Source organism: Nonomuraea sp. AD125B (genome assembly GCF_041402765.1).
GTDB classification, from domain to species: Bacteria; Actinomycetota; Actinomycetes; order Streptosporangiales; family Streptosporangiaceae; genus Nonomuraea; species Nonomuraea bangladeshensis.
The window spans coordinates 38,559-55,131 of record NZ_JBGLOU010000020.1 but is presented as its reverse complement, the minus strand read 5'-3'; the positions used below and the strand labels follow the sequence as shown (position 1 = coordinate 55,131).

The 16,573-nt window shown below is 73.5% G+C and carries 16 protein-coding genes; 6 read left to right on the top strand and 10 right to left on the bottom strand.

Translation table 11 applies throughout. From position 1 onward, the window contains the following. Positions 1 to 82: 82 nt before the first annotated feature. Positions 83 to 943, bottom strand: a complete 861-nt coding sequence (locus tag ACBR40_RS39755) for a helix-turn-helix transcriptional regulator (RefSeq protein ID WP_344205543.1) — start codon at positions 941 to 943, stop codon at positions 83 to 85. A 159-nt stretch (positions 944 to 1,102) separates the two neighbouring features. Here ACBR40_RS39755 and ACBR40_RS39750 point away from each other — a divergent pair, with 159 nt between their 5' ends. The 3 genes from ACBR40_RS39750 (at position 1,103) to ACBR40_RS39740 (ending at position 3,525) form a co-directional block, all read left to right on the top strand. Then, a complete protein-coding gene (locus tag ACBR40_RS39750) occupies positions 1,103 to 1,708 on the top strand; it encodes a hypothetical protein (protein ID WP_371252044.1) in 606 nt (201 codons plus the stop codon). A gap of 11 nt (positions 1,709 to 1,719) precedes the next feature. Then, positions 1,720 to 2,082 carry a hypothetical protein gene (locus tag ACBR40_RS39745; RefSeq protein ID WP_371252043.1) on the top strand — a complete coding sequence of 121 codons (363 nt, stop codon included), beginning with the start codon at positions 1,720 to 1,722 and terminating at the stop codon, positions 2,080 to 2,082. A gap of 447 nt (positions 2,083 to 2,529) precedes the next feature. Next, on the top strand, positions 2,530 to 3,525 hold the full coding sequence (locus ACBR40_RS39740; RefSeq protein WP_364445293.1) for an aldo/keto reductase: 996 nt from the start codon (positions 2,530 to 2,532) through the stop codon (positions 3,523 to 3,525). 110 nt (positions 3,526 to 3,635) lie between these two features. Here the strand turns inward: ACBR40_RS39740 and nadE are convergent, their stop codons facing one another. Then, positions 3,636 to 4,466, bottom strand: a complete 831-nt coding sequence (nadE, locus tag ACBR40_RS39735) for an ammonia-dependent NAD(+) synthetase (protein WP_371252042.1) — start codon at positions 4,464 to 4,466, stop codon at positions 3,636 to 3,638. Positions 4,467 to 4,564: 98 nt separating this feature from the next. Next, positions 4,565 to 7,519 (bottom strand): LuxR C-terminal-related transcriptional regulator, encoded by a 2,955-nt coding sequence (locus ACBR40_RS39730; protein ID WP_371252041.1) that lies wholly within the window; start codon positions 7,517 to 7,519, stop codon positions 4,565 to 4,567. A gap of 137 nt (positions 7,520 to 7,656) precedes the next feature. Between ACBR40_RS39730 and ACBR40_RS39725 the strand changes: the two genes are divergently transcribed. Together ACBR40_RS39725 and ACBR40_RS39720 are read left to right on the top strand one after the other, a co-directional pair. Then, positions 7,657 to 8,007 carry a VOC family protein gene (locus tag ACBR40_RS39725; protein ID WP_371252040.1) on the top strand — a complete coding sequence of 117 codons (351 nt, stop codon included), beginning with the start codon at positions 7,657 to 7,659 and terminating at the stop codon, positions 8,005 to 8,007. Between the two features lie 24 nt (positions 8,008 to 8,031). Beyond that, a complete protein-coding gene (locus ACBR40_RS39720; protein ID WP_371252039.1) occupies positions 8,032 to 8,643 on the top strand; it encodes a glyoxalase in 612 nt (203 codons plus the stop codon). A 34-nt stretch (positions 8,644 to 8,677) separates the two neighbouring features. On the opposite strand, the gene ACBR40_RS39715 is transcribed toward ACBR40_RS39720, so the two are convergent. The 6 genes from ACBR40_RS39715 to ACBR40_RS39690 form a co-directional block, all read right to left on the bottom strand. Next, a complete protein-coding gene (locus ACBR40_RS39715; RefSeq protein WP_371252038.1) occupies positions 8,678 to 10,018 on the bottom strand; it encodes a cytochrome bc complex cytochrome b subunit in 1,341 nt (446 codons plus the stop codon). Between the two features lie 123 nt (positions 10,019 to 10,141). Beyond that, a complete protein-coding gene (locus ACBR40_RS39710; protein WP_371252037.1) occupies positions 10,142 to 11,431 on the bottom strand; it encodes a Dyp-type peroxidase in 1,290 nt (429 codons plus the stop codon). Further along, positions 11,424 to 11,576: a hypothetical protein gene (locus tag ACBR40_RS39705; RefSeq protein ID WP_371252036.1), complete on the bottom strand. Its 153-nt coding sequence runs from the start codon at positions 11,574 to 11,576 to the stop codon at positions 11,424 to 11,426. The genes ACBR40_RS39710 and ACBR40_RS39705 overlap by 8 nt, the downstream gene beginning before the upstream one ends. 1 nt (position 11,577) lies before the next feature. Further along, positions 11,578 to 12,123 (bottom strand): copper chaperone PCu(A)C, encoded by a 546-nt coding sequence (locus ACBR40_RS39700; protein WP_371252035.1) that lies wholly within the window; start codon positions 12,121 to 12,123, stop codon positions 11,578 to 11,580. Positions 12,124 to 12,262: 139 nt separating this feature from the next. Beyond that, positions 12,263 to 12,880, bottom strand: a complete 618-nt coding sequence (locus ACBR40_RS39695; protein WP_371252034.1) for an MFS transporter — start codon at positions 12,878 to 12,880, stop codon at positions 12,263 to 12,265. A gap of 58 nt (positions 12,881 to 12,938) precedes the next feature. Continuing rightward, positions 12,939 to 14,180, bottom strand: coding sequence for a phospholipase D-like domain-containing protein (locus ACBR40_RS39690; RefSeq protein ID WP_371252033.1), 1,242 nt, complete (start codon positions 14,178 to 14,180; stop codon positions 12,939 to 12,941). 105 nt (positions 14,181 to 14,285) lie between these two features. On the opposite strand from ACBR40_RS39690, the gene ACBR40_RS39685 reads away from it, so the two are divergent. Continuing rightward, positions 14,286 to 15,020 (top strand): SDR family oxidoreductase, encoded by a 735-nt coding sequence (locus tag ACBR40_RS39685; protein ID WP_371252032.1) that lies wholly within the window; start codon positions 14,286 to 14,288, stop codon positions 15,018 to 15,020. A gap of 33 nt (positions 15,021 to 15,053) precedes the next feature. Here the strand turns inward: ACBR40_RS39685 and glpK are convergent, their stop codons facing one another. Next, the gene (gene glpK / locus ACBR40_RS39680; RefSeq protein WP_371252031.1) at positions 15,054 to 16,562 is read right to left on the bottom strand and encodes a glycerol kinase GlpK; all 1,509 of its coding nucleotides are present in this window, start codon (positions 16,560 to 16,562) and stop codon (positions 15,054 to 15,056) included. Positions 16,563 to 16,573 lie beyond the last annotated feature (11 nt).

The window sequence follows — 16,573 nt, the reverse complement described above, 5'->3', positions numbered from 1 at the left end:
CGGTGGGGCGCCCGGCCGGTCCCTCCCGGACGACCGGAGACCAGGTCGAGAAGAAGATCACGCCCGCCGTGCGTTGATCAGGTCACGGTCGCCCGTCCCTGACCTCGCCGGTGGGGAAGTCCTCGGTGCCGAGCACGCGCAGCAGCTCAAGCCGTTCGCGAGCCTCGTCGTCCGCCGCCGTGAACACCAGCAGTTGCTGCCCCTGGTCGGGGGTGACCAGGGTGGTGCAGTCCATCACCAGCAGGCCCACCCGCTGATGCACCATGCTCTTGCGGTCGGTACGCCGGACCGCCACCTCGTGCTCGGCCCAGAGCCGGCGAAAGTCGGCGCTCGCGGCCAGGAGGCGTTCGACGAGCCCGGTGACCACGGGGTCGCCGGAACGGCGGCCGGCGACCGCGCGCAGGTCCGCCACGAGCTGCCGGGCGTGATGCTCCTGCTCCTCGGGCGGGTGGACGGCGCGTACGGCCGCCTCGGTGAACCAGCGGTAGACGAGGTAGCGGCGGTCCCCGGTGAGGCCGGTGTGGTCGCCCATCAGCAGGACGGCCATCCGGTTCTGGGCGAGGAACTCACCGAGGTCGGACAGCACCACGGCCGGGGTGTCGCCCAGCAGGTCGAGCATACGGATCAGCCCGGCGCGGGCCAGACCGGCGAGGCCGTCGGCGGGCGGGGGCCGGTGTCCGGCCAGGTGGAACAGGTGGTCGCGTTCGTCGTCCGACAGCCGCAGCGCCCGCGCCAGCGCGCCGAGCAACTGGACCGACGGCTGGCTGCTGCGGCCCTGCTCCAGGCGTACGACGTAGTCCACCGACATGCCGGCCAGCATCGCCACCTCCTCCCGGCGCAGGCCGGCGGCGCGGCGGCGGGGGCCGTCCGCGAGGCCGACCTCGGTCGGGCGGATCGCCTCCCGGCGGCGGCGCAGGAAGTCGGCGAGCTGCTCACGTTGCATGACGCCATCCTGCCCCGCCGCCGCCGGGCCGAGCCAGGGAGGGGCGCTCCCATGCTGAGCCGTCCATTGCCTCAGCCTCGGTCGAGCGCTGGCTCCACAGCAGTCAGAATTCCCTGTCTCACTGGCGTCCGGCGCACCTGTGTCAGCCACCGTGGGCAGTTGGTGAGCGTGGACTCCCCGATCGTGCGAGCGCATCAGGTTTCGGCCGGGCTGGCGGTCGGGCTGGCGGTCACAGGGGAAACCTTGGATGCGCTGGAGCAGGCGCTGACCGAGGAAGGCGGCTCCGCTCCCGGAGCGGCCGCCGGTGCTGCGGGTGCTGCGCCCCAGGCCACACCCGAGGCCGGCGCGTCACTGCCGTACGAGCGCGCTGCCGTACGAGCGCGCTGCCGTACGAGCGTGCTGCCGTACGAGCGTGCTGCCGTACGAGCGTGCTGCCGTACGAGCGTGCTGCCGTACGAGCGTGCTGCCACCGGGCGACGGCGCAAGGCGCAGGCGAAGGCCGCCGCGCTCGGCCGATTCCGGGGCGGGCTGAGCAACAAGATCCATGCCGCGGTCGATGCCGCCGGGCTGCCGCTGGTCTTCGTGCTCATGCCCGGCCAAGCCGCCGACTGTCCACGATTCACCACCGTCCTGGACAAGATCCGCGTGGCCGGACCGGTGGGCCGGCTGCGGATGAGCGCGGGCGAAGCTGTCGGGCCAGATCGACGCGGGGCTTGGAGCAGTCGGCGAGTGGGCATACCGTCACTACGCCGTCGCGGTCCCTGAGGGAGGGTGCCATGGCAGGTTCCCAGCGTCTACGGAAGGGTGCCTTAGCGGGGGTTTACCTGGTCGGGATGGCCCTTTACTTCGGCCTTTGGATCTACCTCTTCTCCCTGACCGCCGTGGGCGTCATGATCTTTGACGGCCTCTCCACCGTGCGGACTCTGTGGGGGTTCGTGGTGGACTTGGTCGTCGATGCCGCGAGCGTTGTGAGCGGCAACGGCTCCCCGTACGGCCAGAGGTTGGGCACTGGGGCTTTTGGCAGCGTCCTGCTGGTGGGCTCGGCCGCGTTCTGCGCGGTCGTGATGGTGGCGCAGGTGTGCGCGGCCTACTGGAAGGCTTTGCGGGAGCGACGCCGAGGAGCGGTAGACGGAGGATGATTTTCGCGTCCGCCGGTGTCGTCACCTTCCGGCATGCGCGGGATGCTCCTTATGGTGACCGCTCCCGGCCTACCTGACCTGGCTTGATGGTCAGTGTCGCGCGCAAGGTGAGGTGCTGGGAACAGCTTTCAGCGCCTCGCCTTATTCATGGTCACTTGCGGGGGGAGGCCGCCCCACCGGTCGCGGAACGCGCCCCGGACCGTGCGGCGGGCGACGGCCGCGGGGGCGTGCCCGGCCTGGGCCGGCGTGCCGTAGACGCCGCTCGGCACCTGCTGCTTGACCGTGGTCGGCGTGCCCTGACAGCGGGACTCGTGCAGCGCAGGTCACTGCACCCTCCCCCGATGACAGGGAGGGGCGCTCCCATGATGAACGCTCCGCTTCCGCCCGTCCCGGACCCGGACCAGGGTGGGGAGGGACGGAAACAACGTGACGACAAGGAGAAACCTGATGCGGACGCGAACCCTGGGAAGCACCGGGCCGGCCGTCTCCACGCTGGGTCTCGGCGCGATGGGCATGTCGGGCGCGTACGGCGAGGCCGACCGCGCGGAGAGCATCGCCACCGTGCACGCCGCGCTGGAGGCCGGCGTCACCCTGATCGACACCGGCGACTTCTACGGCGCGGGCCACAACGAGCTGCTGCTCGCCGAGGCGCTGCGCGGCCGGGCCCGCGACAGTTACGCGCTGAGCGTGAAGTTCGGCATGCTGCTGCGGCCGGGTGGCGGGTTCGGCGGGAACGACGCCCGTCCCGAGGCGGTGAAGAACTTCCTGACGCACTCGCTGACCAGGCTCGGCACCGACCACGTCGACATCTACCGCCCGGCCCGGCTGGACCCGGCGGTGCCGATCGAGGAGACGGTGGGCGCGATCAAGGAGCTGGTGGACGCCGGGTACGTCCGGCACATCGGGCTCTCGGAGGTCGACGCGGCCACGATCCGCCGGGCGCACGCCGTGCACCCGATCGCCGACCTGCAGATCGAGTACTCGGTGATCTCCCGCGCCGTCGAGGCGGACGTCCTGCCCACGTTGCGGGAGCTCGGGATCGGGCTGACCGCGTACGGGGTCCTCGGGCGCGGCCTCATCTCCGGGCACTGGACCGCCGGCCGCGCCGCCGGGCCCGGCGACAGCCGCGCCTTCGGCCCCCGGTTCGCGAGCGGGAACGTGGAGCACAATCTCGCCCTCGTGGCCGAGCTGCGCCGGGTCGCCGAGGCCAAGGGCTGCACCGTGGCGCAGCTCGTCATCGCCTGGGTGGCCGCGCAGGGCGAGGACATCGTGCCGCTGGTCGGCGCGCGTACCCGCGAGCGGCTGGCCGAGGCGCTGCCCGCCGCCGAGCTCCGGCTCACCGCCGACGACCTCGCCGCGATCGAGAAGGCGGTGCCGCCGGGCGCGGCGCGCGGCGACCGGTACCCGGCGGCGTTCATGGCCGGGCTCGGCGTGGGCAACTGAGCCCCGGACCGGAGGAGGCTCAGGGCGTGACCGGCGTGGGCAACTGAGTCCCGGGCCGGAGGAGGCTCAGGGCGTGATCGGCGTGGGCAAGTGAGCTCCGGGGCGGAGGCTCAGGGCGTGATCGGCGGGCGGCGCTTGTGCTCGGTGCGCCGGTAGCGGTCGATCAGCACGGTGAGGGCGGCGTCGTCGACCGGCCTGCCCTCCAGGAAGTCGTCGATGGTGTCGTAGGAGACGCCGAGCACCTCCTCGTCGGCCACGCCGGGGTTCAGCGTCTCCAGGTCGGCGGTCGGGACCTTGCACACCAGGGCGGCCGGCGCGCCCAGCGCCTCGCCGACGGCACGCACCCGGCGCTTGGTGAGGCCGGCGAGCGGGACCACGTCGGCCGCGCCGTCACCATATTTCGTGTAGAAGCCGGAGATGGCCTCGGCGGCCTGGTCCGTGCCGACCACCAGGCCGTCGTGCGCGTTGGCCACCGTGTACTGGACGATCATGCGCTGGCGGGCCTTGACGTTGCCGAGCACGAAGTCCTGGTGCCGTTCGTCGCGGAAGACCAGGCCGGCGGCCAGCACGCCCTCCAGTGAGGCGTCGCTCGCGGGTTTCACGTCCACCGTCATGACCCGGTCGGGCCGGATGAACTCCAGGGCGAGCTGGGCGTCCCGCTCGTCGGCCTGCACGCCGTACGGCAGCCGCATCGCGATGAACGTCGCCTCCCGCCCGGCCTCGCGGACCCGTTCGGCAGCGAGCTGGCACAGCCGGCCCGCCACGGTGGAGTCGACGCCGCCGCTGATGCCGAGCACCAGCGCGCGCCGGTCGGAGGCGGTGAGCTGCGCGGCGAGGAAGGCCACCCGGCGCTCGACCTCCGCCGCGGCCTCGAAGGACGCGCTCACCTGGAGCTCCTTGGCGATCTCCTGCTGCTGGGACGTGGGCGCGGGGGCGGTCAAGTCTGCTCCTCAGTCGGTCGTCGGGGGTGTTCGCGTCGCGTCCGGGGAGATGGACGCGGACACCGTACTGTTCCCGGCCGAGCCGAAGTTGAACGGGCTCACCAGATGTTGACCGCCTTCGGCGCGAGGCCGAGGGCGGCGAGTGCGACCGTCCCGCGTCCGGCGTGCTCCCCGCCGGCGAGCAGCAGGGTCCGCGCGGACTGGTAGGGGCAGCCGGCCGCGTCGAAGGCGGCCGCCGTGGCGAGCAGCGCGTCCCGGTCGCCGTCGAGTACGGCGGCGGCCCGCGCCACGAGGGCCTCGGCGACCGGGTTTCCGGCCACGGCGGCGCGCGCCTCGGCCACGTGGCGGCGAGCGCCGGGGTCGCCGGCGAGGACGACGGCCTCGGTGCGGAGGGCGACGTACCAGTGGTGCCAGATCCAGGTCACCCACTTCCAGACCTCGCTCGCCTCGGGGGCCATCCGCTCCAGCGCCTCCCGCGCCTGCCCGCGGTGCAGCAGCAGCATGCCCTCGAAGACCGCCGCGTAGCCGTGGGCGCGCTCAGGCGATACGTCCAGCCGGTCCAGGATCTCCCGCCAGTCGCGCTGGGCGTCGTGGTCGTCACGCAGGCCGTGGACCATCGCCACGGCGGCCACCGCCGGCCCGAGGTGGGCTCGCGCCGGGCTGCCCGCTCGTCGCCAGGCGTCGAGCAGTCGTACGCTGCCGGTCAGCACCTCCTCGATGTTGCCCGCCAGCGCGTCCACCATCAGCGGCGCCCGGTGACCGACCTCCGCCAGCGACGGGTGCGCGTCGAGCTGCCGGGCCCATCGGCAGGCGTCCGGCACGTCACCCGCGCCCAGTGCGGCCTCGGTGACCATGCCGAGTGCGTCGATCAGTTCGTGGGTGACGGCCGGCGAGGGCGGCAGGGACGACAGGAGCGTGACCCGGCGGCGGGATCTGGCGGCGGCGGCGAAGGTGTCGCCGGCCCAGATGTGCGCGCAGGTGAGCGCGTCGAGTGCGGCGGACTCGGCGAGCGGGTCGCCGGTCCGGGCGGCCAGCTCGACCGCCCGCTCGGCGCACGCGATCGTCTCCGGTACCGCGACGTTGTCGGCGGGGCCCTGTACGGCCCCGAACGCGTCGGTGACCACGGCCGCCTCGGCCAACGCCAACGCGGCCAGCGCGGCGGGGCCGCCGTCGGCCGGCGTGGCGGGGTCGCCATCGGCCGGCGTGGCGGGGTCGCCATCGGCCGGCGCGGCGGGGCCGCCGCCGGACGGCGTGGCCGGGTCGCCAGCGGCCAGTGCGGCCGGGCCGTCGCCCTGCGCCGCCTGCGCCGCCTGCGCGGTCGCGTCGCCGGCGGCGGCCTTTCGCGCGGCGGTCATCAGGGTGAGGGCCTCCTCGCGGGACGGCACCCGGACGAACGTGGCCCAGTACCGGAACGACATCGTCGCGGCGGTCGCCAGGTCCACGGCGGCCCCGGCCGGGTCGCCGGCGTCACGGGCGGCCGTCGCGGCGGCGAGGCGTAGGCGGTGCATGTCGTCGCCCGCCGCCCGGCAGCCGGCGACGGCGGCGGCCTGCCGGAGCATCGCCGCGCTCTCGGCGGGACCGGACGCGAGTGCCGCCGCCTGTTCGAAGCGGCGCTGGGACTCGCCGGTCAGGTTGCGGGTGAAGGCCAGCTCCGCCAGCCGGCGGGCGAGCCCGAAGGCGTCCGCGCGCCGCTCCGGCCGCTCGGCCGCCCAGGTCAGGGCGGCGCGCAGGTCGTCGGCGACCTGGTCGAACCTGGCCCGCCAGTCCGGCCGCTCGGCCGCCTCCAGCTCGGTGGCCCGTGTCAGGCACCAGCGCAGGTGCCGGGAGCGGACCTCGTCCGGTTCGCCGGCCTCGGCGAGGCGTTCGGCGGCGTACTGGCGGATGGTCTCCAGCGCGCGGTACTCGGTGCCGCCCGGCGCCGCCGCGACCACCAGCAGGCTCTGCTCGGCGAGCCGGGCCAGCCCGTCGGCGACCAGGCCCTCCTCGACCCCGGCCACCTCCGCAGCCGCGGTGGCGGTGAACGGCGCCGCGAACACCGACACCCGGCGCAGCAGCATCCGGTCGGCCGGTTCCAGCAGGGCGTGGCTCCAGTCCAGCGCCGCCCGTACCGACCGGTGCCGTTCGTCGGCGCGGGAGCCGCCGGTGAGCATCCGCAACGGGTGGGACAGGGCGGCGGCGATGCCGTCCAGCCCGAGCGTGGGGCAGCGGGCCGCGGCCAGCTCGATCGCCAGCGCCATCCCGTCCAGCCGCGCGCAGACGGCGGCGATCTGGCCGCGCAGCGCGGCGTCCAGCGGCCGGCCGACCGCCGCCGCCCGCTCCATGAACAGCGTGACCGCGTCCGAGTCGCCCTCGGCGGCCAGCGACAGCGGCGGAACTGGATAAACCCGCTCGAACGGCACCATCAGCCGTGCCCGGCTGGTCGCCAGCACCGTCAGGCGCGGGCACCTGGCCAGCAGCCGTTCGACGAACGGCGCCACCCCGTCCAGCACGTGCTCGCAGTTGTCCAGGACGACCAGCGCGTCCCGGTCGGCGAGCGCGGCGGCCACGGACTCGGCCAGGTCGCGGCCGGGCTGCTCGCCGAGGCCGAGCGCGCCGGCCACGGCGGCGGCGATCATGCCGGGATCGGTGACCGGCACCAGGTCGGCGAACCACACGCCGTCGGGGTGGACGCCGGCGGCATCCGCCGCCACCGCCAGCGCCAGCCGGGTCTTGCCCACCCCGCCGGGGCCGACCGCGGTGACCTGCCGGTGCTCCTTGAGCAGCGCGGCCAGCTCGGCCCGTTCACCGGCCCGGCCGACGAACGAGGTCAGCGGGGCCGGCAGGACTGCCGCCGGACGGTCCGGGACGGCGCCGCCCCGGACGGGCGCGCGGCGGGCGAGGGCCCGGCGGTCCGGCACCTCCAGCTTGCGCAGCAGCGAGGAGACGTGGCTCTCCACGGTCCGGATCGAGATGCACAACCGGGCCGCGATCTCGGCGTTGCTGAGGTGGTCGCCGACGAGCTCCAGCACCTCGGCTTCCCGAGGGGAGATCTCGGCGGCTGCCGCTTGTGTCACCACTGTCCTAGTTTCCCGTACCTCGGTACGTACCGGGAATCCGTGGTCACCACGGATGTGGCGGGGCCGGGCCGGCGGCCAAGCTGTGACCAGGCAGAAAGCGGGTCGAACGCGACCCACGACCACGAGGAGCGACCATGACCGGCACTTCCGGCATCAAGACCGTGCTGCACCCGGTGTCCGACCTGGCGAGGGCCAAGACGGTGTACGCGGCCCTGCTCGGCGTACAGCCGCAGGCCGACTCGCCCTACTACGTCGGCTTCGAGGCCGAGGGCCAGCACATCGGGCTGGTCCCGGGCGGCGGGCCGCAGGCCATGACGACGCCGGTGGCGTACTGGCACGTCCAGGACCTCGACGCCAAGCTGGCCGAGCTCACCGCCGCCGGGGCCGTGGTGCGGGAGGCGGCGCACGAGGTCGGCGGCGGCCGCCGGGTGGCCACGGTCACCGACCCCGACGGCAACGTCCTCGGCCTCCTCCAGGACCAGTAAGCCCCCATCAGAAGGCGAACCGTCATGACCGCCTTCAGCACCGTCACCCTCGAAGTTCCCGACCCGGCCGCCGCGAGCGCCTTCTACGACGCCTTCGGCCTGAGCCCGTACGTGCGGCTCAGGGCCGCGCAGTCGCCGGCGGACGGTTTCCGCGGGTTCGCGCTGTCCCTCGTGGTGTCCCAGCCGGGCGACGTGGACGCCTTCGTCGCCGCCGCCCTGGACGCCGGCGCGACGACGCTCAAGCCGGCCGCGAAGAGCTTCTGGGGCTACGGCGCCATCGTCCGTGCCCCGGACGGCGCCATCTGCAAGATCGCGAGCTCGGCCAAGAAGGACACCGCCCCCGTCACCCGCCGGGTCGGCCAGGTCGCGCTGCTGCTGGGCGTGGCCGACGTCAAGGCGAGCAAGCGCTTCTACACCGGGCGCGGCCTGGCCGTGGCCAAGAGCTTCGGCGGCAAGTACGTCGAGTTCGCCACCCCGTCGTCGGCCGTCACGCTGGCGCTCTACCCGCGCCGCGCGCTCGCCAAGGACGCCGGCGTCCCGCAGGAGGGCAGCGGCTCGCACGGCCTGGTGATCGGCGGCGACGCCGGGCCCTTCACCGACCCGGACGGCTTCGTGTGGGAGCAGGAGTCCGCCTGACGGCCGTGCTCGGCGGCCTCCCGCCCGTGAGTGCTCAGCTCTTCGCCGCCAACTGACCCGCTCCACGATCCGCCGGGGCGAGCCGCTCGTGGAAGCCGCCGTCGGGGGAGCGCACGATGATGCCGGTCTCCACGCCGTGCTCGGCGGTCTCGCGCTCCGTCTGCTGGAGGGCGAGGCACAGCCACCGGGTGATGGCGAAGGCGACGACGGGCCCGATGACCACGGCGTACCTGAAGAAGACGGTCACGGCGTTCACGGTGAGGTGGAACTGGTGGGCGAGCTGGTCGTTGGCGGCGGCCGCCCACAGCAGGCCGTAGAACGTGACGCCGGCGACCGCGAGGCCCGTCTTCACCGGCGTCTCCCTCGGCCGGTCGAGCACGTCCCGGCCGGCGACCGGCCTGCCGCGGCGCGCGGCGAGGAGGCGTTCGGCCGTGGGGTAGGCGGCCAGGGCGGTGAAGAACACCCCGGGGACCACCAGCGTCGGTACGAGGACCGCGAGGCTGAGCGTGTGGCCGCCGACGGTGAGCTCCCAGCCGGGCATGATCCGCAGGGCGCCGTCGAGGAACCCCATGTACCAGTCGGGGACCGAGCCCGCTGAGATCTGTGACGGCATGGCGGGGCCGTACAGCCAGATGGGCGCGATCTGGAAGCCGAACCCGAGGATGATCAGCATGCCGGTCGTCGCGGCGGCCATCAGCGGACGGGCGCCGCGCCGCTCCGGCAGCGAGGCGACGAACCGGGAGTGGCCGTGCCGGCGCACCAGCAGCTCGCGGACGACCAGCAGCGCGACCATGACGAGCGGGATCACCAGGTGCAGGCCGTACATGACCGGGATGACCCGATCGCCGGGGAACTCCGGCCCGAACAGCAGCGCACCCACCCAGGAGCCGATCACGGGGATCGACTGCACCACCGACAGGATCAGCCACAGGCTGCCGCCCGACAGGTTGTCGTCCGGCAGGGCGTTGCCCGTCTCGCCCGCGGCCATCGCCAGCCCTAGCAGCGTCACCCAGATCAGCCACTGCCGGGTACGCGGGCTGCGGAACGCGCCGGTGAGGAACATGCGCAGCAGCTGCAGCGCGACGGCGGCCACGAACACGAGCGCCGCCCAGTGGTGCATCTGGCGGATGAGCAGGCCGCCGCGCACCTCCAGGCTGAGGTGCATGGCCGAGTCGAAGGCCCGGCTGACGAGGAGCCCGCGCAGCGGGCCGTACGAGCCGTCGTAGGTCACCCGGGCCATGCCCGGGTCGTAGAACACCATGAGCACCGCCCCGGTCACCAGCAGGACGGCGAACGACCAGACGGCGATCTCCGCGAACATGAACGACCAGTGCGAGAACCGGAACGAGCGGCGCCCGGCCACCGAGGAACGCATCTGAGGCCCCCTTAACCTTGCCTGTAAACAAGACGGTGGCGGGCCGGGCCCCGTGACATCCCGGAGGGCTCCGGCGGCGGTGATGCTCGTCACGCCGCCGCCGGGCCCTGTCCGGGGAGCCGCTCAGCTCAGCAGGGTCTGGCCGATCCAGCCGTCCGGGCCGCAGCCCGGCGGGATGGCGAAGACGGCCGAGCCGATCGGCGTGGTCCACTCGTTGAGCAGGTCCGCCTCGGCCAGCCGCCGCTGGACCGGGAGGAACTGGCGGGCGATGTCGGCCTGGTAGGCGGCGAACAGCAGCCCGCAGTCGGCGGTCCCGTCGGCCCCCACGCCCTCGTCGTAGTTGTAGACCCGGCGCAGCATGCGCAGCCCCGGGTCGGCGACGTGGGCGCGGCGGATGTGGGCGTACTCGGAGATGACCGGGAAGCCGACCGGGGTGAGCCGGTCGAAGTCCGGCTCGTCGTGCTCGTTCCGCCCGGTCAGCGGTGCCCCGTCGGACAGGCGGCGGCCCACGGTGAACTCCTTGGCCGTGGTGTCGGCGGCGTCCCAGGTCTCCATCTCGGCCCGGATGCGCCGCAGGACCAGGGTGGTGCCGCCGCTCAGGCGGCCCTCCCCGATCCACACCGCCCGGTCGAAGTCCGGCGTGCCGGGGACCAGGTTGACCGTGCCGTCGAGCTGCCCCATCACGTTGCGCTGGGTCGTGCCGCCTGGCTGGCTGTGCGCGGCGCGCCGGAACCCGCGCTGGGTCCAGCGGACCTCGGCGAACGCGCGGGCGTCCTTGACGATCATGCGCAGGGCGTGGGCCACGGTGAGCGGGTCGTCGGCGCAGATCTGCGCGAGCAGGTCGCCGCCGCTCCACTCCCGCCGCAACTTGTCGATCTTGAACGCGGGCAGCGCCGCCACGGACTCCGGCCGGTGCTCGTCCACGCCGGCGGCGTCGAAGAGCCCGGGACCGAAACCGTACGTCACGCTCAGCCGGGCGGGCAGCGCCGCCAGCTCCGGCTCGGTGTCGGCCAGCGCGGGCCGCCCCTGGGTGAGGCGGCGGGCGTCGTCGGTCAGCAGCCGCATCATCCGCGCCAGCGCCTCCTTGCCGACGCCCTTGCGCAGGTCGAAGGCGACGAAGACGGCGTGGGCCTGCGGCGGCGTGGCCACCCCGGCCTGGTGCGGCCCGTGGAAGGGCACCACCGCGCCACCGTCGGGCGTGTTCGCGGGCGCCGCGGGCGACGGGGCCGCAGGGGTCGCAGGGGTCGCAGGGGTCGCTGGGGAAGCGCTCGCCGGCGGCGCACCGGCCGCCGCGCCGCCGGCCACCGCCGCTCCGCCGGCCACCGCGCCGGCGGCGGCCAGCGCGCCGCCGCTCAACAGGCCGCGCCGGGTCAGCCGGCGCCCGCCCCCACCGGGGGCCTGCCGCTCACCCATGCTCGCCACCCCAGCCGGCACCCATGTCGGTGCCCATGTCGCCGTCCCCGCAGGCACCCATGCCGGCGCCCATGTGGCCGTCCCCGTAGGCGCCCATGTCGGGACCCGCGCCGATACCCACGCCGATACCCATGCCGGTGCCCACCTCAGTGCCCCTCGCCGGAACCCATGTCCATGCCCGGCTGATAGTCCTCCTTGGCCCCGGCGAAGTCCTTGCCGAGGGCCTTGAAGGCGAACGTGCCGCCGTCCTTCAGCGTGAGGGTGAAGCTGATCTCGTCGCCCGGCCGTACCTCCTGGGCGAGGTCCATCAGCATGATGTGGTCGCCGCCCGGCTTGAGCTCGTGGCTGCCGTGCGCGGGGATCACGAAACCGCCCTCCTTGGGCCGCATGACCGACTTGCCCGCCGACTCCACCACCTCGTGCAGCTCGACCGCCGGCGACAGCGGCGTGGCGCCCGACACCACGACCACGTCCGTGCCGGAGTTGTTGACCAGGGTGCCGAAGGCGGCGCTCATGCCCTTCTTCGCGGTCTTGACCCAGGGGTCGGTGATGGAGAGCGCGGGCCCGGCCTGCGCGGCCGGGGGAGTGGCGGTGGCGGCGGCGGGTACGGCCGGCGCGGCCTGCTGCGGCGAACCGCCGCAGGCGGTGAGCACGACGACGGCGAGACCGGCGACGGTGATACGCGAGAACATGACAAAGCCCTTCATCCGGCTCAAACCGGAACGATGATGTGGCCCGGCGGCCGCCGCTGCGGGCGCGCACGCCGAGGACACCCCTGGACCAGGGGCGTGACAGGAGAACAGACCGGCCGGACGCGCTCCGCGGAGCGGGTCAGGCGGACGCGGGGACGGCGCGGCCGAAGGGCGGGCCGCGCCGGCCCATCTCATGCCCGAGCAGAACCGGCCGCAGGACCATCGGCTCCCGGACCGGCGCGGCGATCAGCGGCCGGGCGGCCGGGACGACGACGGCGACGACCGCGGCGAACAGCCGGACGGCCAGCCGGCGCAGCACCGCCCAGAGCGCCGCCTCGCCGCGGGCCAGCCACGTCGAGGTCAGCAGGACCGCCCAGGCGTGCATGACCAGCATGCCGGCGTCCGGCACCAGCCCACCCTGGGCGGCGTGGTGGTGCCCGGCGACCGCCGCCTCCACCGCGTGCGCCGAGGAGAACAGCAGGTGCAGCGCGACCTGCGCGGCCGCCAGCGTCGTCACGATGACCGGCAGCGCCCGTTCCCGCCCCGCCAGCACGTACGCGGGACCGAACGCGACGCCCCAGGCCGGCAGCAGCCAGCCCGCCGCCACCGGACCGCCCGCCAGCAGGTGGGCCACCAGGCCGAGCAGCAGCGAGACCGCCGCGAATACGGCGGCCCGCAGCGCGCGCAACGCGAAGCCGGCCGGCCCGGAAACAGGCCCGGAGACAGGCCCGGCGGTGGCTGGTGCGGCGATCGACATGGCGCCGTCATCATCCCACGCGACCGCCCCGGTGTCCCCGCCAGGTGAGCACAAGGAATCAGGGCCCGCCGCAGGCGCGGCGCAGCCCGTGGAACCACGACAGGTACTGGTCGTGCACGCCCCGGCCGGCGATCCGCAGCATGGAGTCGTCGGAGTTCTCCAGGGTCGTGAAGTTGGCGCTGCCGGTGTAGACGCGCGGCGTGATGTCGTCGTCGTAGAACCCGTCGATCATCATGATCTTGGTGTGCGTCACCACCGACCGGTCGCCCACCGTGAAGCGGCACGGCGTGACCTGGAGGTACTTGCCGTTCGACGCCCGCTCGGCGAGACGGTCCCTGATGTAGGAGGTGACGCCGGTGCCGTCGTAGTAGACGACGTCGATCCAGCAGTTCTCGCCGCGCAGCCGCAGCAGCTCGTCCACGATCGCCTTGCGGTTGTAGTTGAAGGCGGTCAGCGCCAGGCGGATGTCGGTCTGGCGGGTGACGCCCCCGGCGTCCTTGTAGCTGCACTTGACCAGCTTCAGCACGTTGGCGATCGGGTCGCCGCCGGCCGAGCTGCGCGGGAAGAAGTGGGCCTTGTACGCCGTGCCGGTCGGCGTCGTCCAGAAGTAGTCCGGATTCACGGGCTGCATGCGCCGGGCCCGCAGGTCCTTGAAGTACGTGACGTACCCGTCGTAGGTCACGGCGTCGCTGACCGTGAAGCTGTCGTTGTAGGAGTTGTACAGGTACCAGTCCGACAGGTTGGACGACGTCTGGAACACGACCTTCTGGTACGTGACACCCCCGGCCACCACGCTGGAGAAGGTGGCGAACTTGGCGTGCAGATAGTCCCTGGCGATGCAGCCCCGGTCGGCGCTCTCGTCCGGGTACTCGCAGCGCACGACCCACGAGCGGGCCGTCTCGGTGGTGCCGAGGGCGGCGCCGAGCTGGGCGAAGACGGCGTCGTTGCGCCCGTCGTCCTGGCTGTCGAGCACGACCTGCACGCCGACGCCCCTGGTGTGCGCGGCGGCCAGCTCCGCGGCGACCTCGCTCGACCGGTCGCCGGGGACGAACTGGTGCATCGCGAAGCGGATCTCGCCGCCCGCGGGCACCGCCTTGATGAGCCTGATGAGCTGGTCCATGACGGCCGACTGCCGCTCGCTCGGGCTGTGGGCGACGCCCGAGTCCACGGTCGGGTCGTTGAACACCGGGGCGTCGATGACGGGCGGCCCGCTGACCGCGGCCCCGGCGGGGGCGGCCGGCGTGAGGGCCAGGCATAACGAGAGAATGAGAAGGGTGACTGAGGGTTTCGTGGCTGTCACAGGGACTCCTTCGTCATGGAGGTGACGCTGCCGGTCATGCGTCCGCCGTGTTGAGATCATGGTGAACGCCTGTCGAGGCCGTTTGTCAAGGAAAGGCTGCCGCACATGAGGATCGTCGTCGTCGGAGGGACCGGCCTCATCGGGTCCCGCCTGGTCCGGCTGCTGACCGCGGCCGGTCATGACGCGGTGCCGCGCTCGCGCGCCACCGGCGTCGACCTGCTCACCGGGCAGGGCCTGCCGGAGGCGCTGGCGGGCGCGGACGCCGTCGTCGACCTGACCAAGCCGCCGGCCTTCGACGACACCTCGCCCGCCTTCTTCCGCGCCACCGTGGGCCACCTGCTGGCCGCCGCTGATTCCGCCGGGGTCGGGCACGCGGTCATCCTGTCCATCGTGGGCGCCGACCAAGTGCCCGGCCTGGCCTACTACCGCGCGAAGGTGCTCCAGGAGGACCTGCTCAAGGCGGGCCCGGTGCCCTACTCGATCGTGCGCTCCACGCAGTTCTTCGAGTTCATCGACACGGTGGTGTCCTGGACGTCCGACGAGGACACCGTCCGCCTGCCTCCCACCCTCCTGCAGCCGGTGGCCGGGGACGAGGTCGCCCGGGTGGTCGCCGGCGTCGTCGTGGGGACGCCGCTGCGCGGCACCATCGACCTCGCGGGCCCCGAGGTGTTCCCGCTGGACGAGCTGGGCCGGATCACCCTCGCCGCCCGCGGCGACCACCGCACCGTGGTGACCGACGACGGCGCCGGCCTGTACGCCGCCGCCCAGGGCCGCGCCCTCGTCGCCGGCGAAGGCGCCGTGATCACTGCCACCACCTACGGCGAATGGCTCCGCCGATGACGAAGGACCCGCCCCGGTTCGCCGGGCCGCCCGTCACAGCCAGTCGACGGACTTGGAGACGGCCTTCTTCCAGCCGGCGTACCCGCGCTCGCGCTGCTCCTCGCTCCACGTGGGCTCCCACCGGCGGTCCTCGGCCCAGTGGGAGCGCAGCTCGTCCTGGTCGCGCCAGTAGCCCACCGCCAGCCCGGCCGCGTACGCCGCCCCGAGCGCGGTCGTCTCCGCCACCACCGGCCGGCTCACCGGCACCCCGAGGATGTCGGACTGGAGCTGCATGCACAGGGCGTTCGCGGTCACGCCGCCGTCCACGCGGAGCACGTCCAGCACCACCCCGGAGTCGCGCTGCATGGCCTCGACCACGTCGCGGCTCTGGTAGCAGATGGCCTCCAGCGTGGCCCGCGCGAGATGGGCGGCGGTGTTGAAGCGCGACAGACCGACGATCGCGCCCCGCGCGTCGGCCCGCCAGTACGGCGCGAACAACCCCGAGAAGGCCGGGACGAAGTACACGCCCCCGTTGTCGGTCACCTGCCGCGCCAGCGTCTCGCTCTGCGCCGCCGTGCTGATGACGTGCAGCTGGTCGCGCAGCCACTGCACGGCCGAGCCGGTGACCGCGATGGAGCCCTCCAGCGCGAAGACGGCCGGCTCGTCGCCGAACTTGTAGGCGACGGTCGTGAGCAGGCCGCTCTCCGAGCGCACCCGGTCGGTGCCGGTGTTGAGCAGCAGGAAATTGCCGGTGCCGTAGGTGTTCTTGGCCTCGCCGGGCGAGAAGCAGACCTGGCCGACCGTGGCGGCCTGCTGGTCGCCGAGGATCGCGGTGATCGGCACCTCGCCGCCGACCGGGCCGTAGCGGTAGGAGGTGCCGTAGGCGGCGGGGTCGGACGACGGGCGGATCTCCGGCAGCATCGCGCGCGGCACGCCGAAGAACGACAGCAGCTCGTCGTCCCAGTCGAGCGTGTCGAGGTCCATCAGCATGGTGCGGCTGGCGTTGGTCACGTCGGTGATGTGCACGCCGCCCTTGCGCCCGCCGGTCAGGTTCCACAGCGTCCAGGTGTCGGTGGTGCCGAAGGCGGCCTCGCCGCGCTCGGCCGCCTCGCGCACGCCGTCGACGTTCTCCAGGATCCACTGGATCTTGCCGCCCGAGAAGTACGCCTCCGGCCGCAGCCCCGTACGGTCGCGGATGACCTGGCCCCGGCCGTCCCGGTCCAGTGCGGCGGCGATCTCGTCGGTGCGGGTGTCCTGCCAGACGATGGCGTTGTAGTACGGCCGTCCGGTGCGCCGGTCCCACACGACGGTGGTCTCGCGCTGGTTGGTGAGGCCGATCGCGGCGAGGTCGCTGTCCTGCAGCCGGGAGCGCTGGAGCGTCGTCTGGATCACGGCGGCGGTCCTGGTCCAGATCTCGATGGGGTTGTGCTCCACCCAGCCCGCCCTGGGCATGATCTGCTCGTGCTCGAACTGGAACTTGGCGACCTCGGCGCCGTCCCTGTCGAAGATCATGAAGCGGGTGCTCGTCGTGCCCTGGTCCACGGCGCCCACGAAGTCAGGCATGTCGTACTCCC

What these genes read in the sequence shown, in the direction of transcription:
- ACBR40_RS39755 (WP_344205543.1), bottom strand. Translation starts at nt 943, where the DNA reads ATGCAACGTGAGCAGCTCGCCGACTTCCTGCGCCGCCGCCGGGAGGCG.
- ACBR40_RS39720 (WP_371252039.1), top strand. Translation starts at nt 8,032, where the DNA reads ATGACCGCCTTCAGCACCGTCACCCTCGAAGTTCCCGACCCGGCCGCC.
- ACBR40_RS39685 (WP_371252032.1), top strand. Translation starts at nt 14,286, where the DNA reads ATGAGGATCGTCGTCGTCGGAGGGACCGGCCTCATCGGGTCCCGCCTG.
- ACBR40_RS39725 (WP_371252040.1), top strand. Translation starts at nt 7,657, where the DNA reads ATGACCGGCACTTCCGGCATCAAGACCGTGCTGCACCCGGTGTCCGAC.
- ACBR40_RS39740 (WP_364445293.1), top strand. Translation starts at nt 2,530, where the DNA reads ATGCGGACGCGAACCCTGGGAAGCACCGGGCCGGCCGTCTCCACGCTG.
- glpK (WP_371252031.1), bottom strand. Translation starts at nt 16,562, where the DNA reads ATGCCTGACTTCGTGGGCGCCGTGGACCAGGGCACGACGAGCACCCGC.
- ACBR40_RS39700 (WP_371252035.1), bottom strand. Translation starts at nt 12,123, where the DNA reads ATGTTCTCGCGTATCACCGTCGCCGGTCTCGCCGTCGTCGTGCTCACC.
- ACBR40_RS39715 (WP_371252038.1), bottom strand. Translation starts at nt 10,018, where the DNA reads ATGCGTTCCTCGGTGGCCGGGCGCCGCTCGTTCCGGTTCTCGCACTGG.
- ACBR40_RS39710 (WP_371252037.1), bottom strand. Translation starts at nt 11,431, where the DNA reads ATGGGTGAGCGGCAGGCCCCCGGTGGGGGCGGGCGCCGGCTGACCCGG.
- ACBR40_RS39745 (WP_371252043.1), top strand. Translation starts at nt 1,720, where the DNA reads ATGGCAGGTTCCCAGCGTCTACGGAAGGGTGCCTTAGCGGGGGTTTAC.
- ACBR40_RS39695 (WP_371252034.1), bottom strand. Translation starts at nt 12,880, where the DNA reads ATGTCGATCGCCGCACCAGCCACCGCCGGGCCTGTCTCCGGGCCTGTT.